This window comes from Achromobacter animicus (genome assembly GCF_040775605.1).
GTDB classification, from domain to species: Bacteria; Pseudomonadota; Gammaproteobacteria; order Burkholderiales; family Burkholderiaceae_B; genus Achromobacter; species Achromobacter animicus.
Window position 1 is genome coordinate 5344393 of sequence record NZ_JAYGJK010000001.1, and the last position, 18745, is coordinate 5363137.

Below are 18745 nucleotides of genomic sequence, written 5' to 3' on the forward strand. Positions count from 1 at the left end.
CACCAAACGCCGAACCCGCGGCGGGCCCGCAAGACGAACACACGGAACGACCTCATGAACCAAGCATCCGCCACCCCGCGCCCCTCGGGCTGTCCCATCGATCACGCCGCGTTGGCTGCGGCGCAGAGCCCGACGGGCTGTCCGGTCAGCGCGCGCGCCGCCGCGTTCGATCCCTTTGGCGACGGCTATCAGCAAGACCCGCCGGAATACGTGCGTTGGGCGCGCGAGCAAGAGCCGGTGTTCTACAGCCCGCAACTGGGTTACTGGGTCGTGACGCGCTACGACGACATCAAGGCGATCTTCCGCGACAACATCACCTTCAGCCCGTCCATCGCGCTGGAGAAGATCACGCCGACGGGGCCGGAGGCCAACGCGGTGCTGGCGTCGTACGGCTACGCCATGAATCGCACGCTGGTGAACGAGGACGAGCCCGCGCACATGCCGCGCCGCCGCGTGTTGATGGACCCGTTCACGCCTGAAGAATTGAAGCACCACGAACCGATGGTGCGACGCCTGACGCGCGAATACGTGGACCGCTTCATCGACGACGGCCGCGCCGATCTCGTGGACCAGATGCTGTGGGAAGTGCCGCTGACGGTGGCGCTGCACTTCCTGGGCGTGCCCGAAGAAGACATGGATCTGCTGCGCCAGTATTCCATCGCGCACACGGTGAACACCTGGGGCCGGCCCAAGCCGGAAGAACAGGTTGCCGTCGCCCACGCGGTCGGCAATTTCTGGCAGTTGGCCGGCAAGATCCTGGACAAGATGCGGCAGGATCCGTCCGGCCCCGGCTGGATGCAATACGGCCTGCGCAAGCAGCAGACCCATCCGGAGGTGGTCACCGACTCGTACCTGCATTCGATGATGATGGCCGGCATCGTGGCGGCGCACGAGACCACCGCCAACGCGTCGGCCAACGCGATCAAGCTGCTGCTGCAGCATCCCCAGGCCTGGCGCGAGATCTGCGAGGACCCGAACCTGATCCCGAATGCGGTCGAGGAATGCCTGCGGCACAACGGCTCGGTGGCTGCCTGGCGGCGGCTGGCGACGCGCGACGTGGAGATCGCGGGCGTGGCGATTCCGGCCGGCTCCAAGCTGCTGATCGTGACCTCGTCGGCCAACCATGACGAGGGCCAGTTTGAAGACGCCGACCTCTTCGACATCCGCCGCGAGAACGCCAGCGACCAGCTCACCTTCGGGTATGGCTCGCACCAGTGCATGGGCAAGAATCTGGCGCGCATGGAGATGCAGATCTTCCTGGAAGAGCTGACGCGCCGCCTGCCCCATCTGAAGCTGGCGGAACAGGCGTTTACGTATGTCCCCAACACCTCGTTCCGCGGCCCGGAACATCTCTGGGTTGAATGGGATCCGGCGCAGAATCCGGAACGTGCGAATCCTTCGTTGCTGGAGAACAGGCACCCCGTGCGCATTGGCGAGCCGTCCTCACACGCCATCACCCGGCCGGTCGTGGTGCACAGCGCAGAAGCGGCGGCCGACGGCATCGTGCGGCTGCGCCTGGTGTCGCCGGACGGCAAGCCCCTGCCCCGCTGGTCGCCCGGATCGCACATCGATGTGGAATGCGGCGATACCGGCCTGTCACGTCAGTATTCGCTGTGCGGCGATCCGGCCGAGACCGGCGTCTTTGAAATTGCCGTGCTGCGCGAAGAAGATGGCCGCGGCGGTTCCGCCTGGATGCACGCGAACGCCACGCCCGGCGCGCGCCTGCGCATTCGTGGACCACGCAATCACTTCCGTCTGGACGAATCGGCTTCAAAACTCATCCTGATCGCGGGCGGCATCGGCATCACGCCCATCAGCGCCATGGCGCGGCGTGCGCGGGAGCTGGGGCAGGACTACGAACTGCATTACAGCGGTCGTTCGCGCGCCTGCATGGCGCTGGCGGACGAACTGGCGTCGCTGCACGGGGATCGCCTGCACCTGCACGTCAAGGACGAGGGCACTCGCGCGGACTATGCCGCCCTGCTCGCCGAGCCGCGCGCCGGCACGCAGGTCTATGCATGCGGTCCGCAGGGTCTGCTGGATGCCCTGGCCGGCTGCTGCGCGGCGTGGCCGGAAGACACGCTGCGGGTGGAGCACTTCCATTCCACGCTGGGCACGCTCGATCCGTCGAAGGAACAGGCCTTTGAGGTGGTGCTGAAGGATTCGGGGATTGTCCTCAACGTGCCCGCGGACCAGACGCTGCTGACCGCATTGCGCGGCGCCAATATCGATGTGCAGAGCGATTGCGAGGAAGGGTTGTGCGGATCGTGCGAGGTGCGCGTGCTGGAAGGCGACATCGACCATCGCGACGTGGTGCTGACGCGCGCGGAGCGCGAGGCGAACAACAAGATGATGGCCTGCTGCTCGCGATCGTGCGGGGGCAAGAAGGTGGTGCTGGAGCTGTAGCAAAAAAACGCCCCGGCGCGCACGCCGGGGCTATCCCTGCACCACACACTGCTGCTTGCGCTGTCCGTCCCGATCAGTTCGGGAACACCTTGATCTGGTCGCTCTTCAATACATCAGGCGTCAGGCTCTTTTCGATCCACGCCATCGACGTATCCGTCACCCCGGGCGTGACCAGTTCAGCCGGCACGATGGTGATGTCGGCCAGCACCTTGAACGGGTACTTGTCGCTCTTCTTGGTCACGCCGAACAGCTGCGCTTCCAACGCCTGGCCATCGGCGCGGTGCATCTTCACTTCGCGGCCATAGCCCTTGAAGCTGACGTCGTGCATCGCGGCCGCCACCTGTTCAGGCGTGGGCCAGTTGCCGCCGTTGTCCTTGATGGCCTTTTCGTAGCCGGCCTTCAGGCCATTGATGCCTTGCACCATGTGATAGACCGAGTAGATCGGATAGGCGCCGGTCTTGTCGTGGAATTTCTTCACGAAGGCCTGGTGCTTGGGATCGTCCTTGGTTTCCGGATGCAGGAAGTAATGGTCGCCACGCGCGCCGACCAGGACGCCTTCCGGCAGGGCGTTGCCCAGGCGTTCCAGCGAGCTTTCGGCCAGCGACAGCACGAAGGTGGAGTTCTTGAACAGGTTGCGCTGCGAGGCCTGGCGCACAAAGTTGTCCAGGTCGCCGCCCCATGACGTCGAGACGATCACATCCGGGCGCAGCGCCTGCAGGCGGCTGATTTCGGTGGAGAAGTCGGCGGCGCCGAACTTCGGGAACATCTCGGCGACGACCTTGACGTCGGGCTTGAACTTCTTGAGCGCGGCCAGGAAGATGTCACGCGAATCGCGGCCCCAGGCGTAGTCCTGGTTGACGATGGCGATGGTCTTGAAGTCGGGCTTCACCTTCATCAGGTACAGCACCTGCGCGACCATTTCGGTGGTGGCGTTGGCCTGCGTGCGCACGACGTACTTGTATTTCTTGCCTTCCAGCGCCTTTTCCGTGCCGCAGTCCCACAGCACGTTCAGCACTTTCAGGTCCTCGGCCACGGGCGCGACGATGTTGCAGTGGCCGCTGGAAATGGCCGACAGCATCACGCGCGTGCCGCCTTCGGCCAGGCGCCGGTATTCGGACAGCAGCTTCTCGCCGCCGCCGCCTTCGTCGATGTAGCTGGGCACGATCTTCACGCCGTCGATGCCGCCGTTGGCGTTGATCTCTTCGATCAGGATGTCGGCCGCGTCGCGGGCCGGCACACCGAACACGGACGCCGAGCCCGACAGGAAGGTCGAGATTCCGACGTTCAGTTCCTTGGGCTTGTCGGCGGCGATGGCCAGCGTGGCCAGGCCCGACAGCAGGGTGGCGCCCAGCAGGGACGCCAGTCTTGAGGTCTTCATGGTGTTGTCTCCAGTGTTGTTGATCGGGTCTGTGCCCTTAGAAAACGATGGCGTCGCGCAGGCTGCCGCCGGTGGCGAGGTGATCGAACCCCTCGTTGATCTGGTCCAGCGAAAACGATTGGCCCATCATCCGGTCCACCGGCAGGCGGCCGGCCTTGTACAGGTCGATGTAGCGGCTGATGTCGATGGCGGGCACACCCGAGCCCAGGTAGCTGCCCCGGATCTCGCGCTCTTCGCCCACCATCTGCGACAGCGACAGCGGGAAGCTGAACTTGGGATTCGGCAGGCCGGACGTCACGGTGGCGCCGCCCCGGCGCGTGAGCTTGTAGGCGGTCTCGAAGGCCGGCACCGCGCCGGCCATGTCAAAACCGAAGTCCACGCGGCCGCCGGCCAGATCCATGAGGTCGTCGTCGGTCTTGACCTGCTTCGGGTTGACGAGGTGCGTGGCGCCCAGCTCCTTGGCCAGCGCAAGCTTTTCGTCGCTGAGATCGATGGCGACCACGCGGCGCGCGCCCGCGGCAACGGCAGCCAGCAGTGCGCTCAGGCCCACGCCGCCCAGCCCCACGATCGCGGCCGTGTCGCCCATCTTGATCCGGGCGCGGTTGATGACGGCCCCAGCGCCAGTCAGCACGGCGCAGCCAAACAGCGCGGCCTCGCGGTGGGACAGTTCGACGTTCACCTTGACGCACGAGCGCCGCGACACCACGGCGTACTCCGCGAAGCAGGACACGCCGGTGTGATGGTTGATGTATTCGTCGCCGATGTGCAGGCGGCGCTCGCCGCCCAGCAGCGTGCCCTTCGTGTTGGCGACCGCGCCGGGCTCGCACAAGGCGGGCCGGCCTTCCATGCAGGGATTGCAGCAGCCGCAACTGGGCACGAACACCATGGCTACGTGATCGCCGGCCTTCAGGTCCGAAACGCCCGGCCCGGTTTCGACGACTTCGCCGGATGACTCATGCCCCAGCACGATGGGCACGCCACGCGGCCGGTCGCCGTTGATGACGGACAGGTCCGAATGGCAAAGTCCCGCTGCACGGATTCTGACCAGCACCTCGCCGAACCCGGGCGGGTCCAGCTCGATATCCGCGATGGTCAGGGGCCGGGTCTGCGCGTACGGTCCGTCGACCCCCACTTGCCGCAATAACGCCGCTTTGATTTTCATGCGTCTTCATCCACAGAAGTGATCCGGACCGCGGGCGGTCGCGGCATCCGGCATGCCGCGACCCCGCGACATGCCGGCGTCCAAACCTAAACCGTGCGTCCGCCGTCGACGGGAAATTCCACGCCGGTGATGAACTCGGCCGCATCGCTGGCCAGGAACAGCGCGGCCGCGGCCACGTCGGAGGGCTGGCAGAAGCGGCCGAGCGGAATGGTCGACACGAACTTCGCGCGGTTCTCGGGGGTGTCCGGCAAGCCCATGAAGAGTTCGAACATGCCGGTCACGCCCATGACCGGGCAGATGGCGTTGACGCGAATGCCCTCTCCGCCCAGCTCCACGGCCATCGACTTGGACAGCACGTTGACCGCGCCCTTGGACGCGTTGTACCAACTGAGGCCCGGACGCGGACGAATGCCCGCCGTGGAACCGATGTTCAGGATCACGCCGCGCTTTTGCTTGCGCATCACGGGCACGACGGCCTGCGCCATGTGATAGATCGACTTCACATTGATGTCGAACATGCGATCGAAGGTGGCCTCGTCCACGTCCAGCATCGGCTGGTTCTTGTGGGTGATGGCGGCGTTGTTGACGACGATGTCCACGGCGCCGAACTTGTCGAGCGCGGCGCGCACCACGTTGTCGATGTCGGCGCGGCTGGACACATCGGCCTTCACCGCCAGCGCGGCATCGCCGACTTCAGCAGCCACGCGGTCGGCGGCCTCTTTATTGATGTCCGCGATCACGACCTTGGCGCCTTCCTTGGCGTACAACTTGACGATGCCCTCGCCGAAACCGTTGCCCCCGCCCGTGACGATCGCAACCTTGCCTTGCAACTGGCTCATTTTCTGTCTCCGTATGATGCGCGGCGATCACTCGCCATAGAACTGAATCAGGGTCTTGGTCGTGCTCATCTCTTCCAGCGCGATGAAGCCTTTTTCCCGGCCGTGGCCGCTTTTCTTGACACCGCCGAAGGGCAGCTCGACGCCGCCGCCCGCGCCGAAGCCGTTGATGTAGACCTGGCCGCACTTGATGCCGCGCGCCACGCGCTGCTGACGTCCGCCGTTCTCGGTCCACACCGCGCCCAGCAGGCCGTAGTCGGTGGCGTTGGCAAGACGGATGGCCTCGGCCTCATCCGCGAAGGGCAGCGCGACCAGCACGGGGCCGAAGATTTCTTGCGTCAGCAGGTCGCTGTCGTGGCTGGTGGCGGCAAAGAGCGTGGGTTTGACGAAGAAGCCGCCCTGGGGCACGCCGTCGGCGATGCCGCCTTCGGCCGCGACCTGCAGGCCTTCAGAGAGACCCTTGGCGATGTAGCGGTTGACGCGGTCGTACTGCGCCTTGTTGACGACGGGGCCGCAGGTCAGGTCCATGTCCGGCGTGCCCGCGCGCACCTTGGAAAACTCCTCGCCCAGCGCCTGCATGAAGTCGTCGTAGATGCCCTTTTGCACCAGCAGCCGGCTACCCGCGGTGCAGGTCTGGCCGGTGTTGTGCACGATGCCCTTGACGATGGCCGGAATGGCCAGCTTGTAATTGGCGTCGTCAAAGACGATGTGCGCCGACTTGCCGCCCAGCTCCAGCACGCACTTGACCGCGTTCAGTGCAGCGGCCTGCTGGACCAGCACGCCGACTTCGTTGGAGCCGGTGAAGGTGATGAAGTTGATGCCGGGATGGCGCGACAGCGCGGCGCCGGCCTCTTCGCCCAGGCCCGAGACGATGTTCAGCGCGCCCGGCGGAAAGCCCACTTCCAGCGCCAGTTCGGCCACGCGGATGATAGACAGGCAGGCGTCTTCGGCGGGTTTGACGACCGCGGCGTTGCCCATGGCCAGCGCCGGCGCCACGCTGCGGCCGAACATCTGCGCGGGGTAGTTCCACGGAATGATGTGCGCGGTGACGCCCAGCGGCTCGCGGATGAGCTGCACCGAATAGTCTTTCTGGAACGGGATGGTCTGGCCGTGCACCTTATCCGCCGCGCCGCCGTAGAACTCGAAGTAACGGGCCAGCACGGTGATGTCGCCGCGCGCGGTGGACATGGGCTTGCCGGTGTCACGCGATTCCAGCTGCGCCAGTTCCTCGTGGTGCGCCAGCACGCTTTCGCCCAGGCGCATCAGCAGCCGGCCGCGTTCCAGCGCCGTCATGTCGCCCCATTCACCTTCCAGCGCGTCGCGCGCGGCCTGAACCGCCGCGTTCACGTCGGCTTGCTGGCCGCGCGGGATGGTGGTGAACACCTGGCCGTCTACGGGGGAAACGACCTCGATCGTGCGCCCGTCCTGGGCGTCGACCTGGCGGCCGCCGATAATCATCTGCGTCATGGGAATGTCTCCGTGGGGTATCAGTTCAGCGTGATCGAGCCGCGCTCGATCGTCCATATCTGGTCGGGAATGTCGCCCAGCAGCTTCACGTTGGATTCGGTGATGACCACGCACAGGTCGGGCTGCATTTCCTTGAGCCGGCCCAGCGCCTCGGTGTAATCGCGCGCCAGCTTGGGCGCGAGCCCCTGGAAGGGTTCATCCAGCATCAAAAGCCGCGTGCCGACCATGACGGCGCGCGCCAGCGCCACCATCTTGCCCTGCCCGCCCGACAGCGCGGAGCCGGACCGCTTGAGCATGGGCTCCAGCTGCGGCACCACCTTCAGCACGGTGTCCATGCGGGCCTGGATCTCGGCCTTGGACTGGCCCTGCACTTCGCACGGCAGGTGCAGGTTTTCCTCGACGGTCATGGTCGGGAAGATGACGCGGTCTTCGGGCGCGTAGCCCACTTTCATTGCGGCGCGCTTGTGGCCGGGCAGCGACGTGAGGTCGGTGCCGTCGAACGCGATCCTGCCGGAGCGGATGCGCGTCAGGCCCATGATGGTGCGCAAGAGCGTGGTTTTGCCCGCGCCGTTGCGCCCGACGATGCCGATGGTGCGGGACGCTTCGAAGTTGGCGCTGACGTCGCGCAGGATGCGATTGCCCGCCAGGTCGACGTTGATGGCCGATAGATTCAACATGGTTCAGGCCCCCAGCACTTCGCTTCTGATCTGCGGATTGTTCAAGACTTCCTCGGGCGAGCCGTCGGCGGCCACCTTGCCGGCGATCCACGCCGCCACGCGGGTGGCGTAGCGCGACACGATGTCCACATCGTGCTCGACGAACCAGCTCGTCACGCGGCGCTCGTCCAGCGCGTGCATCACGGTCTCCATCAGCGCGAACTTGTCTTCCGACGCGACGCCGCTGGTGGGTTCGTCCATGATCAGCAGCTTGGGCTGCAATGCCAGCGCCATCGCCACGTCCAGCAGCTTGCGCTTGCCTTCGGGCAGCTCGATGCAGGCTTCGTCGGCGTCGGGCAAGAGGCCCACCAGATCCAGCGTGGCGTCCACCTCGCGCGCGTCAATCGTGCTTTCCAGCGACCGGAACCAGCTCAGTTCCTTGTTGCGGCGCGCGGCCGCGATCTGCACGCACTGGCGCACGGTGTGCTCGGTGAACAGCTGCGGCAGCTGGAACGAGCGCCCCATGCCCAGCCGCACGATCTTGCGCGGGGCCATGGCGGTGACGTCCTTGCCGTCGAAATAGACCTTGCCCTTGGCGGGCGTCAGGTACCCCGTGCAGATGTTGATGAAGGTGGTCTTGCCCGCGCCGTTCTGGCCGATCACTGCCAGGCGTTCGCCCTCGTGCAGCTCGAAGTTGATGTTGTCGGCGGCCACCACGCCGCCGAAGGCCAGGTACAGGTCGGTGGTTTGAATCAGGGGTTTCATGTCAGTTCCTTGCCGCGACCTGCACGGGCGCCTGCGCGCGCCGCTGCGCACGTTCACGCGATTTGATGCGCTTGGTGATCTGGCCCACGAAGCCCGTGGGGAACATGAAGATGACCAGGATCAGCGTGAGGCCCAGCAGGAACTGCCAGAGACCGGGAAAGTACGCGGCGGACACGAGCTTCACGGATTCGAAGCCCACGGCGCCCAGGAAAGCGCCGGCCGCGTGGCCCGCCCCGCCCAGGATGGTGATGAAGACGAATTCGCCCGAGCGCAGCCAGGAGCCGATTTCCGGCGTGACCAGCCCCTGCATCAGCGCAAGGATCGCGCCCGAAAAGCCCACCACCACCGCCGACAGCAGATAGCCCTTCCACATGATGAAGTACGCGGAAAAGCCCAGGTATTCGATGCGGGTTTCGTTGGTCTTGATGGCCGACAGCGCCTGGCCGCTGCCCGAGCGGAAGTAACGCTGCACCCACCACGCCAGCACCAGCGACAGGACCAGCGTCAGCACCAGCAGCGCGCGTTCGAAGGATTCGCGCTCCATCACGATGCCGGCCATGGTCGGGCGCACGATGCGCATGCCGTCGGAGCCGCCGGTCAGCGTGTAGAGCTTGCCCAGCAGCGCGAACAGCACCATGCTGAGCGCCAGATTCAACATGCCGAAGAAGATGCCGCGGTAGCGCACCACGAACAGGCCAATGACCACGGCGGCGACGAAGCTGGCGACGACGCCGGCCAGGATCAGCACCAGCGCATCCAGGCCGGGCATGGCTTTGGCCAGGAATGCCACGGTGTACGCCGAGATGCAGGCAAACATGGCGTGGCCGAACGAAATCTGGCCGGCGCGCGCCATCACCGACACGCCCAGCGCGGCAATCGCGTAGGTCAGGCCGATGACGATGGGCGTGATGGTCCAGGAATAGGTGTAGCCAAGAAACAGCGTGAACAACGCGGCCAGCAGGCTGAGGACAGGGACTTTCATCAGATCGTCCTCGCTTGAGCAACGGTGAACAGGCCGTGCGGGCGGATGATCAGCACCAGCACCATGATGATGTAGGGCACGGCGACTTCCAGCTCCGGCGCCGCATACACGGCGATGGCGCGGATGATGCCGATGAGCAGCGCGGCGATCAGCGCGCCGGTGATCTGGCCAAGGCCGGCGGTGGCGACCACCGCGAATGACAGCACCGTCATGTCGGTGCCGGCGCCCGGCACGAGCGACGTCGTGGGCGAGGCCATCGCGCCGCCCAGCGCGCCCAGGATGGTCGCGATCACGAAGGTGACGTAGCCGATCTTCTTGGCGTTGATGCCGAGCGACGTGGCGACTTCGCGGTGGTGCGTGGTGGCCACCGTCTGCTTGCCCAGCTTGGTGTGGCGCAGGAAGAATTCCAGGCACACGTAGGCCAGCAACGCCGTGGCGGGGACCACGACAAGCTGATATGTCGTGTAGGTGATGTCGCCGATCTCGATGTTTCCCAGCCGGTTGACGACTTCGCTGGCGCTGTAGGGTTGCGCACCCCACAGCATGCGCTGGATGTCTTCCAGCATCAGGAACGCGCCGAAAGTGAGCAGCAGCTTGAGGATGGGATCGTAGTTCTGGGCGCGGCGGATCAGGACGAATTCCATGATGCTGCCCAGCAGCAGCCCGACGGCGATGGCCGCCACGAACAGCGCCGCGAAAAGAAGAATGGGGGAGTCGGTCTTGGGCGCCACGAACATGACGAGGCTGGCCGCGGCATAGCCGCCAAAGGCGTAGAACGCGCCGTGGGCAACGTTCAGTATCCCCATCACACCGAACACCAGGGTTAACCCCATCGACACCAGGAATAGCAGACTGGCGTATGCCACGCCGTCCACCAAGGCGAGAGGCAGTAGATCCAAGGTCAAGCGTCTTCTCCCAATACGCTGAGCACGGACGCGACGAACCGTCAGGATCGCGCGGCGTGCGGGCTTGCGCCCCGGGCGCGCCCGGCGCGCCCTTGTCTCGTTATCAACCTTTCCGTGCTGTCCTGCGCAGGCTGCGCAAGACGCTGGAAGGCACTTTTATGGCTGGCTTACAGGCCCGTCCCGCAACGGCTCGGGCCGGTCCGCCGTCCTATGTTTGCGAAGTATAGGTAGGGGTTCATCGGCGACCTATTTATCTTTGTGCAAGGCGGGTTTAACAAGCGATGGAGTGGCAGCTGGCGCCCCCATCGCCGCCAGCGGCGCCCGGGTTTGATAGTCCGGGATAATCCGGATCTGCGCCTCATCCGGCAGGCGTACATAACGGCCTAATCCATCCGGCGCCAGCGCGCCGACATCCAGCGTTGCCAAGGTCGCGCCCGCGGCATCGCGCACGTCGATGCGCAGTTGCGGCGGCGCAAGGCCATAGGTTTCTCCGTCCTGCGGGGTCAGCGTGCGGTCGCTGCGGGTCTGCGAGAACAGCGCGATGAAGTCGGCCACATCAAAGCCTGCTGCGGCGCCCGATGGCGTGGCGGTCCAGCCCTGCGGGCCGCGCGCCAGTCGAACCGATCCGTCGGGACCCGCCAGCGTCACCTGCGCAGCCATGCCGGGTTCCCAGGCGTAAAGCCGTGCGGGCTTGCCGCGATCGTCGTGCAGATGCGTGTGGCCGTCGTGATGCGCCGGCGATTCGGCGGCCTCGTGCCATTGCCACGCCGACAGCACGATGCCTGCCGCCAGCAGCGCCGGCCACAGCGCCGCGCGCGCGTTCACCGCCGCCTCCACCACAGCAGCAGTCCCGTCAGCAGCGCAAGCAGCGGCAAGGCCACCGTGCTGGTCCAGAACACCGCGCGCATCTGACGGTTGGTCAGTTCCACGCGGCGGTTTTCGTAATGCCGGGGCCGGATCGTCAACAGCGCGTCCTCGCCCGCCAGCAGGGTGACGGCGTTGGTGAACAGCGCGCCGTTGCCCAGCGTGGCGAAATGCCGGTTGATGGCGAAATCGCTGTCGCCCGCAACCAGCAGCGTGGGATGCGCGGCCCCGTCCGCGTTGGCCGCCTGCGCGTTGCGCGTGGCCAGCGCCATCAGCGTGTAGCGCGAGGGCGGCTGGCCGGGCACCTGGGCATCGGCAGAGGTCTGCGCCAGCGGCGTCACCACCACACCGGGCGGCAGCGCGTCGCCCGCGGGTTCCAGGCCGGCCGCGCCCGGAAAGAAGCTGAGCGGCAACCCGCGCGTCATCTTGTGCCGCGTGTAATCGCTGACGGCGGGACTGCCGGGATCGTTGCGGTAGTGACTGCCCGCATCGGCCAGCGCGCCAGGCGCCAGCGCGATGCCGAAGTCGGACAGCAGGCCGTCCAGGCCGTGCCGCGTGTCAGGCTCCAGCAGCAACAGCGTCTTGCCGCCCGCGCCGGTCCAGCGGCGCAGCGCCTGGGCGTCGTCCTCGCCAAACGGCGTACGCGGACCGGCCGCGACCACGACGGCGCAGCGCGGCAGGGCCTGCGCCAGACTGCCCGCGCCCACCGCGCGCGTCGAGAACCCCAGCGTCTGCAAGGCGTTGCGCGCCATCGCCATGCCGTGCTGTTCATGCACCTCGACACGCGCCACCAGGTTCTCGTCGTGGTCGTGGTCTTCCAGGTCGTCCAGCGACGTCAGGCTGTCCAGCGGGGCTTCGCGATGGCCCTGCGTGAAGCAGACCGTCTGCGCGCCGTTCTGGCTGATGCGGATGATCGCGTTGGTGAAGTCGGTTTCGGTGCCGCCGTTGATGGTGGTGCGACGCTCGCCCGAGGCCAGCACCGCGCTGCCCGCGAACTGGATGCCGGCAGCGCGCGCCTCGGCCGGGCGCAGCGCCGGGTCGACGCCGCGCACGCGGATCAGCGGGTTCTCGCGTTCGTACTGGCGCAGCAGTTCCAGCGCGTCGACCATGCTCTTGTTGCGCAGGTCGTAGAACCACGTCACCTCGACCGGCTGACGCACCTGCCGCGCGACTTCCAGGCTTTCAGGGGCCAGGCTGTATACGCGCTGCGCGGTCAGGTCGATACGGCCCAGATGGCGCGACGCCCACAGGTTCAGCGCCAGCAGCAGCGCGGCCACGGCCAGCACCGGCAACCACAGCGACAGCCGCCGCCCGGCGCGGCGCACGGCGGGGCTCATCGCAGCCTCCAGCGCTTCAGGTTGACGGCGGCCACCATCAACGCCAGCACGGCCACGCTGGCGAGCGTGACGGTGGCGGGTCCGGGCAGCACGCCCCGGATGAAGTCCACGTGCTGCGCCGACAGCGACAGGGCCTGGAAGAACGGCGACAGCGCCGGAAACGCATCCAGCGCCGCCGGATAGTCGATGAACCACAACAGCACGAGGATGCCCCACGTGGCGCTGGCGGCGACGATCTGGTTCGAGCAGGCGCTGGACACGGCAATGCCGATCGCCAGGAACAGCGCGCCGTACAGGAACACGCCGATGTACCCGCCCACGATGGGACCGTAGTCCGGTTGGCCGTACCAGGCCAGCGGCAGCACCGCCGACATCGTGCCGGCCAGCATCAGCGCCAGCATGGTCAGCCCGGCCGCAAACTTGGCCGCGACCAGCGTGAAGTCCGACAGCGGCAGCGTCAGCAGCAGCTCCAGCGTGCCCTGCCGCGCCTCTTCGGCAAAGGCGCGCATGCTGACCAGCGGCATCACCAGCATCAGCAGGATGGTCATGTTGTGAAACGCCGTCACCATCTGCCCGGTGCTGACGAAGAAGAGATTGAAGCTGAACAGATAGCCGGAAAGGGCCCAGAACACCGCCACGACGGCCAGCGCCACGGGCGAGCCGAAGTCGGTGCGCAGTTCCTTGCGGTATAGCGCCGCGAAACCCTTCATGCGCGTCTCCGTAACGGGGGATCGTTAGGCGCCAGCGCCGCCAGCAGGCGGGCTTCGACCGCTTCCTGCGCGGGCAGCACGGCGCGCAGTTCCGCGTGCGCCAGCGCGGTGCGCATGACCGCGTCGCAGGCGGCTGCGTTGGTCGCGTTGTTGGCGGCGTTGTTGGCGGCGTTTGTAGTCGCACTGGCGATCTTGTGGCCGGTCACGCTTGCACCCGGGGCGTCCCACGTGACGCGCCACTTGCTGGTGCCGGCATCGAGCAGCGTGATGTCCACCGCCTTCACGCCGGGACACGCGGACAACGCCGCGTGCAATGCGGCATGCCCGGCGGCGGGCAACGCCAGCAGCAATTGCAGCGCCGACCGCGATTCGCCCAGCGGCTGGTCCTCGACCAACCGGCCCTGCCGCAGGATCGCAATGCGCGAGCACAGCGCCTCGACTTCCTGCATCAGGTGGCTGCTGAACACCACCGCGCGGCCTTCTGCGCAGCGGCGGATCATGGCGCGGGCTTCCACGATCTGCACGGGATCCAGGCCGTTGGTGGCCTCGTCCAGCAGCAGGACGGGCGGGTCGTTCAGCACCGCCTGCGCCAGCCCCACGCGCTGACGCTGCCCCTTGGACAGGCGTCCGATCACCGAGCGCGCCACGCCGTGCAGATCGAAGCCGTCGATGGCGCGTTCGATGGCCAGGCGGCGCGCGCTGGCGCCGCCCTGCACTTTGACGCCCGCGCCGAACTCCAGATACTGCGTGACGGTCAGCGCGTCATAGAGCGGCGCGCGTTCGGGCAGATAGCCGATGTCGGCGTTGCCGCGGCCCGGCGCGGGCTCACGTCCGCGAATCGTGATGCGCCCGCTGTCGGGCGTGTAAAAGCCCGCCATCAGGCGCAGCGTGGTGGTCTTGCCGCTGCCGTTCGGCCCGAGCAGGCCCAGGATCTCCCCCGGCCTGACGGACAGGCTGAGGGATTCCAGAACCTGGCGGGATCCGAACGACTTGCAGACCTGGTGCAAGGCGACGGCGGGCTCCATGGCGCGCCTTTTAGTCGAAGACTTTGGTCTTGGCGTTCTGCGCGTGCTGCTCCGCGTCGTGGCTGTACCAGAGCTGGCCCTGGCGCGCATCGCGGATCTGCTTGAGACGGTCGATGGCCTGCATGGACGCCGCCGTGTTCCAGGTGATGCCGGGAATGACGCCGGCCTCGTTTTCACCCGTGTAGATGGCATCGGCCGCCAGCAGCACGACGCCGGTCTTGGGCAGCTTGACCTGCAGCGACTGGTGGCCTTGCGTGTGGCCCTTGGTGTCCAGCAGCACGATGGTGCCGTCGCCGAACAGATCGAAGTCACCCTCGACCTGGATGAAGTCGTAGTCCCGCGTGGTGTCGAAGTCCTTCATGACGTAAGCGGCGCGCTGGAATTTCTCGGGCCACCAGGCGGCGCGCAGCTCGGCCTTCTGCACCACGTGCTTGGCCTTGGGGAACATCTTGATATTGCCGGCGTGATCCAGGTGGAAGTGCGAGTACACGACGTATTTCACGTCGCTCACGTCAAAGCCGGCGGCCTTGAGCTGGCGGTCGATGACCTCGTCGCGGCCCTGGATGGAATTGAACGCGCCGCACAGACCCTGGCCCCAATAATTGGCGCAATTGCCGTCGGCCGTGGCCTGGTTCATGCCGGTGTCGAACAGCACCAGGCCGCGCGGGTGCTGGATCACGTAGGCCGGCACCGGAATCTTGATCTTGGTGCCGACGTCGACCATGGCGGTCATGAAACCCTTGTCCAGCTCGATCTTGCCCACCGACAGCTGCATCAGTTTTACGTCCACCGGCGGCGCGTCGGCGGCGTGCGCCCATCCGCCCGCCATGACCGCCACCGCCCCAACCATTGCCTTCCAGCTCTTGCTCATTGTTGTCTCCTCGGACCAACAGGGGTAAGCCGCAGCCCGGACGGCGCGGCCGATCAGCAAGCTCCCGGTGTGTCCCGGGTTCACATCGTCGACAGGGTGTTTTTTCCGTGCGAAGGCGCCTTGCGGCGGGCCGCGATATCCATGCGCGCGGCCGGAAACGGCATCTGGCGGCCGTTTTCTCTGTTGCGCACTCTGACGCAGCCCGGTTTGGCTGCCAATTAAGGATTTGTGAAGCTGGGCTTCGCGGCGCGCGAAGTGGGGGGAACCCTAGTGATCCGGACCGTCCGGCATGGCTACGCGCCGTATCGCGCCTGCAACTCGGCGAACGACGCCAGTTCCCCTGCCAGCGCGCTCGCCATGACCGTTGGCGGACTGGCCAGCCAGACGCTGCCCGGCCCCGATCGGCCCGGAAAATTCCGATTGATGGCGCTGATCGTCACCTGAGACGCCTCGGTGGACGACCCCGGCCCGCAATTCGCACACGCCCCGCACGACGGCTGCAGGATGCGCGCGCCCACGGCGGCAAACGTCTTGTCGTAGCCCTGCGCCACGCAGTAATCGCGCACGGCCGTGGTGCCGTACTGCAGATACAGCGTCACGCCGTCCGGCAGCCGCAATCCACGCGCCACCGCCCACGCCAGCACCTGATGGTAGTAATCGAAATCCTCGCGCTTGCCGGCGGTACAGGAGCCGCCATACGCAATGTCGATGCGCGGCCGCGCAGTCAGGCTGGACAGCGGCACGCCATTGCCCGGATCGCCGGGCGCCGCGACCAGCGGCGACAGCGCCGCGCAGTCCACGCGTAGATCGGCGGCGTAGTCGGCGCCTGGATCGCTGCGCATCCATGCTTCGATGGCGGCATCCACGCCGCGGCGTTCGCGCAGAAAGCGCGCCGTCTCGGCATCGGGTGCGACGATGCCCGTCAGTCCGCCCAGTTCAGCGGTCATGTTGGTCAGCGTGGCCCGCTCGTCGATGGACAGGCTGGCGATGGCCTCGCCGGCAAACTCGAACACCTTGCCTACGCCCGCGCCCGCGCGGATTTCGGGCAGCGCCAGCAGGTGCAGCACGATGTCCTTGGCGGTGATGCCGGGCGCGGGCGTGCCGTCCAGTTCGATGCGCAGCGAGGCCGGCAGCGTCAACCGCACTGCGCCCGTGACGAACGCGTTCGCCATGTCGGTGGTGCCCACACCAAAGGCCACGCATCCCAGCGCGCCGCTGTGCGGCGTGTGCGAGTCGGTGCCCACGACGACCTGCCCCGGCAGCGCGTAGTGTTCAGCCATCATGGCGTGCGAGATGCCGGCCACGTTGGCGCCGGTGTCGCGCGCGGCCTCGGCTTCCGTCAGCGTGCGGTGCTGGCGCAGGCCGTAGGCGTCGGCGAAGTCGCGTTGCGCCTGACACATGGCGCGCACGTTGGGCACGATGCCCGCGCGCACGTGGTTGGGGCTTTCCTCGACGTAGGAGGTGTGGTCCTCGAACACCACGATGCGTTCGGGGTCCACCAATCGCAGCGGCCGGCCAAACCGCGCATGCAGCATATGGGCGGCCATGCCGGTGTAGTACTCATGGATGAAGCGCCAGTCCGCGCGCAGGAAGACGCCGTCGCCCTGCTGCGGGTTGGGCGCGGTCGCAGCGGTCTTCAAGAAATGGCGCCGGACGATCTTCTCGAAGAGCGTGAGCGGCGGCCCGACAGAAGGCGCGGCCGAATCGGCGGTGGAATCACTGACACCCGACACGCCGGCTTCCGGCGCGCCAGTCCCCGGACCGTCCTCCTCTAGACGTTCACCCGTCGGCGACACATCCCGCAACTGCGCCTGCCCGAAAGCCAGCAGCCCGCCCGCCCTGACAATCGCCGCCGCCAGCGCGTCGCGCCCCGCCACGATCTCATCGACCGGGATGCGCTCGCCCCCTTGCAGCCGCGCCACCAGCCCCATGTCGGTGCTGGTGTAGAGCCCGATGTTGTCGGCGTTCTGGCGGTAGATGCGCTCGAAGCTCTCGGCAATCACCAGCCGCACGCCGGCAGACTTCTCTGCCATCGGACTGTGCTCGCGTGACGAGCCCTTGCCGTACCGCTTGCCCGCGACGACGACATTGATGCCGGCGTGCCGGATGGCATCGATGCCGATGGGCTGGGTGTCGCCCGCCCGAAAACCCGTGTACGGATACCGGCCCAGCTTCTCGTCGAAGTGGGTCAGGATCGGCACGGGTGTGATCTCGTCGGTGGAGATGTCGTCGCGCAGCGGCGCGGCCTGGGGCAGCGTCAGCGCCGCGCCGCCCAGTTGCGCGGTCACGCGGGACGGATCCTGCGTCAGAAACAGCAGGCGGGCCGGGGCGTCGAGTACAGATACGGCAGTCATGGCAATCCGGTCATTCGATGGTGACGCCCGCCGCCTTGACGAGCGTCTGGCTCTTGGTGATTTCGGCGGCCAGCGTCTGCGCCGCCTGTTCCGCCGTGGTGCCCTGCGACACAAAGCCCTGCGGCGACAGCGCCTTGAGCACCGCCGGCTCCTGCATGGTCTTGTGCGTGGCGGCTTGCAGCTTTTGCACGATATCGGCGGGCAGCCCGGCCGGTCCGATCAGCGAGATCCAGGCATCGTACGAATAGCCCTTCACGCCGGCTTCATCCAAGGTGGGCACGTTGGGCAGGATGGCCAGGCGCTCGGGTGTGCTGACCGCCAATGCGCGCAGCTTGCCCGCCTGCACCTGCGCCAGCACGGACGGCGTGGCCAGGAAGGCGACCTGGATCTGTCCCGACATCACGTCGGTGATCAGCGCGTTGCCGCCCTTGTACGGGATATGCATCATGTCCACGCCCGCCTTGGACTTGAGCAGCTCGCCAGCCAGGTGCAGCACGCTGCCCGTGCCGGACGAGCCGTAATTGATCTTGCCCGGCTGCGCGCGGGCGGCCTTCAGCAGGTCGTCCATCGTCTTGTACGGCGAGTTCTCCGCCACCACGACCACCAGCGGCGTCGTGCCGATGACGGAAATCGGCGTGATGTCCTTGACCGTGTCGTAGGGCAGGCTTTTGTACAGGCTGGGGTTGATGGCGTGGTTGGACGACACGATGCCCAGGGTGTAGCCGTCGGGCTTGGCCGACACCAATTGGCGTGTGCCGGGGATGCCCGCCGCGCCGGCCAGGTTTTCCACGATCATCGGCTGGGCCAGCGTCTTGCCCAGGTTATCGGCCACGACGCGCGCCACCACGTCGGCGGTCGAGCCGGGCGACGTGGGCACGATCAGACGGATGGGGTGGTCCGGGTAGCCGGCGGCGGACGCGGCCGCAGCCGCGCACATGGCGCCAAGCGCGAGCGCACAGCTCGCGAGCAATCTGGTGGGGGTCATGATGTCTCCGTATAGGACGCAGCGGGGTCTGGATGCCCCGTA

General features: G+C 66.8%; 16 protein-coding genes. 1 reads left to right on the forward strand and 15 read right to left on the reverse strand.

Features of this window, described 5'->3' with window-relative positions; translation table 11 throughout:
* Positions 1–54: 54 nt before the first annotated feature.
* On the forward strand, positions 55–2406 hold the full coding sequence (locus AB3147_RS24465; protein WP_367353199.1) for a cytochrome P450/oxidoreductase: 2352 nt from the start codon (positions 55–57) through the stop codon (positions 2404–2406).
* A gap of 73 nt (positions 2407–2479) precedes the next feature.
* Here the strand turns inward: AB3147_RS24465 and AB3147_RS24470 are convergent, their stop codons facing one another.
* The 15 genes from AB3147_RS24470 to AB3147_RS24540 all read right to left on the reverse strand — a co-directional run bounded on the left by AB3147_RS24470 (position 2480) and on the right by AB3147_RS24540 (position 18703).
* Positions 2480–3784 carry an ABC transporter substrate-binding protein gene (locus AB3147_RS24470; protein ID WP_367353200.1) on the reverse strand — a complete coding sequence of 435 codons (1305 nt, stop codon included), beginning with the start codon at positions 3782–3784 and terminating at the stop codon, positions 2480–2482.
* 37 nt (positions 3785–3821) lie between these two features.
* On the reverse strand, positions 3822–4946 hold the full coding sequence (locus AB3147_RS24475; RefSeq protein ID WP_367353201.1) for a zinc-dependent alcohol dehydrogenase family protein: 1125 nt from the start codon (positions 4944–4946) through the stop codon (positions 3822–3824).
* A gap of 86 nt (positions 4947–5032) precedes the next feature.
* On the reverse strand, positions 5033–5785 hold the full coding sequence (locus tag AB3147_RS24480; protein ID WP_175122441.1) for a glucose 1-dehydrogenase: 753 nt from the start codon (positions 5783–5785) through the stop codon (positions 5033–5035).
* A 27-nt stretch (positions 5786–5812) separates the two neighbouring features.
* Complete coding sequence (locus AB3147_RS24485; RefSeq protein WP_218342853.1) at positions 5813–7249, reverse strand: aldehyde dehydrogenase family protein; 1437 nt, start codon at positions 7247–7249, stop codon at positions 5813–5815.
* 20 nt (positions 7250–7269) lie between these two features.
* Complete coding sequence (locus tag AB3147_RS24490) at positions 7270–7926, reverse strand: ABC transporter ATP-binding protein (protein WP_175122439.1); 657 nt, start codon at positions 7924–7926, stop codon at positions 7270–7272.
* Between the two features lie 3 nt (positions 7927–7929).
* Entirely contained in the window at positions 7930–8670 is a 741-nt protein-coding gene (locus AB3147_RS24495; protein WP_175122438.1) for an ABC transporter ATP-binding protein, read from the reverse strand.
* 1 nt (position 8671) lies between these two features.
* Positions 8672–9652 (reverse strand): branched-chain amino acid ABC transporter permease, encoded by a 981-nt coding sequence (locus AB3147_RS24500; protein WP_175137852.1) that lies wholly within the window; start codon positions 9650–9652, stop codon positions 8672–8674.
* Positions 9652–10557, reverse strand: coding sequence for a branched-chain amino acid ABC transporter permease (locus AB3147_RS24505; RefSeq protein WP_367353202.1), 906 nt, complete (start codon positions 10555–10557; stop codon positions 9652–9654). The genes AB3147_RS24500 and AB3147_RS24505 overlap by 1 nt, the downstream gene beginning before the upstream one ends.
* Before the next feature lie 246 nt (positions 10558–10803).
* Complete coding sequence (locus AB3147_RS24510; RefSeq protein WP_367353203.1) at positions 10804–11382, reverse strand: DUF4340 domain-containing protein; 579 nt, start codon at positions 11380–11382, stop codon at positions 10804–10806.
* A complete protein-coding gene (locus AB3147_RS24515) occupies positions 11379–12758 on the reverse strand; it encodes a GldG family protein (protein WP_218342850.1) in 1380 nt (459 codons plus the stop codon). Before AB3147_RS24515 ends, AB3147_RS24510 begins: the two co-directional genes overlap by 4 nt.
* Positions 12755–13468, reverse strand: a complete 714-nt coding sequence (locus AB3147_RS24520) for an ABC transporter permease (protein WP_175122433.1) — start codon at positions 13466–13468, stop codon at positions 12755–12757. Before AB3147_RS24520 ends, AB3147_RS24515 begins: the two co-directional genes overlap by 4 nt.
* Positions 13465–14493, reverse strand: coding sequence for an ABC transporter ATP-binding protein (locus tag AB3147_RS24525; protein WP_367353204.1), 1029 nt, complete (start codon positions 14491–14493; stop codon positions 13465–13467). Before AB3147_RS24525 ends, AB3147_RS24520 begins: the two co-directional genes overlap by 4 nt.
* A gap of 10 nt (positions 14494–14503) precedes the next feature.
* Complete coding sequence (locus AB3147_RS24530) at positions 14504–15364, reverse strand: N-acyl homoserine lactonase family protein (protein WP_056559238.1); 861 nt, start codon at positions 15362–15364, stop codon at positions 14504–14506.
* A 293-nt stretch (positions 15365–15657) separates the two neighbouring features.
* Entirely contained in the window at positions 15658–17718 is a 2061-nt protein-coding gene (locus AB3147_RS24535; RefSeq protein WP_367353205.1) for an aconitase family protein, read from the reverse strand.
* A 10-nt stretch (positions 17719–17728) separates the two neighbouring features.
* Positions 17729–18703 (reverse strand): tripartite tricarboxylate transporter substrate binding protein, encoded by a 975-nt coding sequence (locus AB3147_RS24540; RefSeq protein ID WP_367353206.1) that lies wholly within the window; start codon positions 18701–18703, stop codon positions 17729–17731.
* Positions 18704–18745 lie beyond the last annotated feature (42 nt).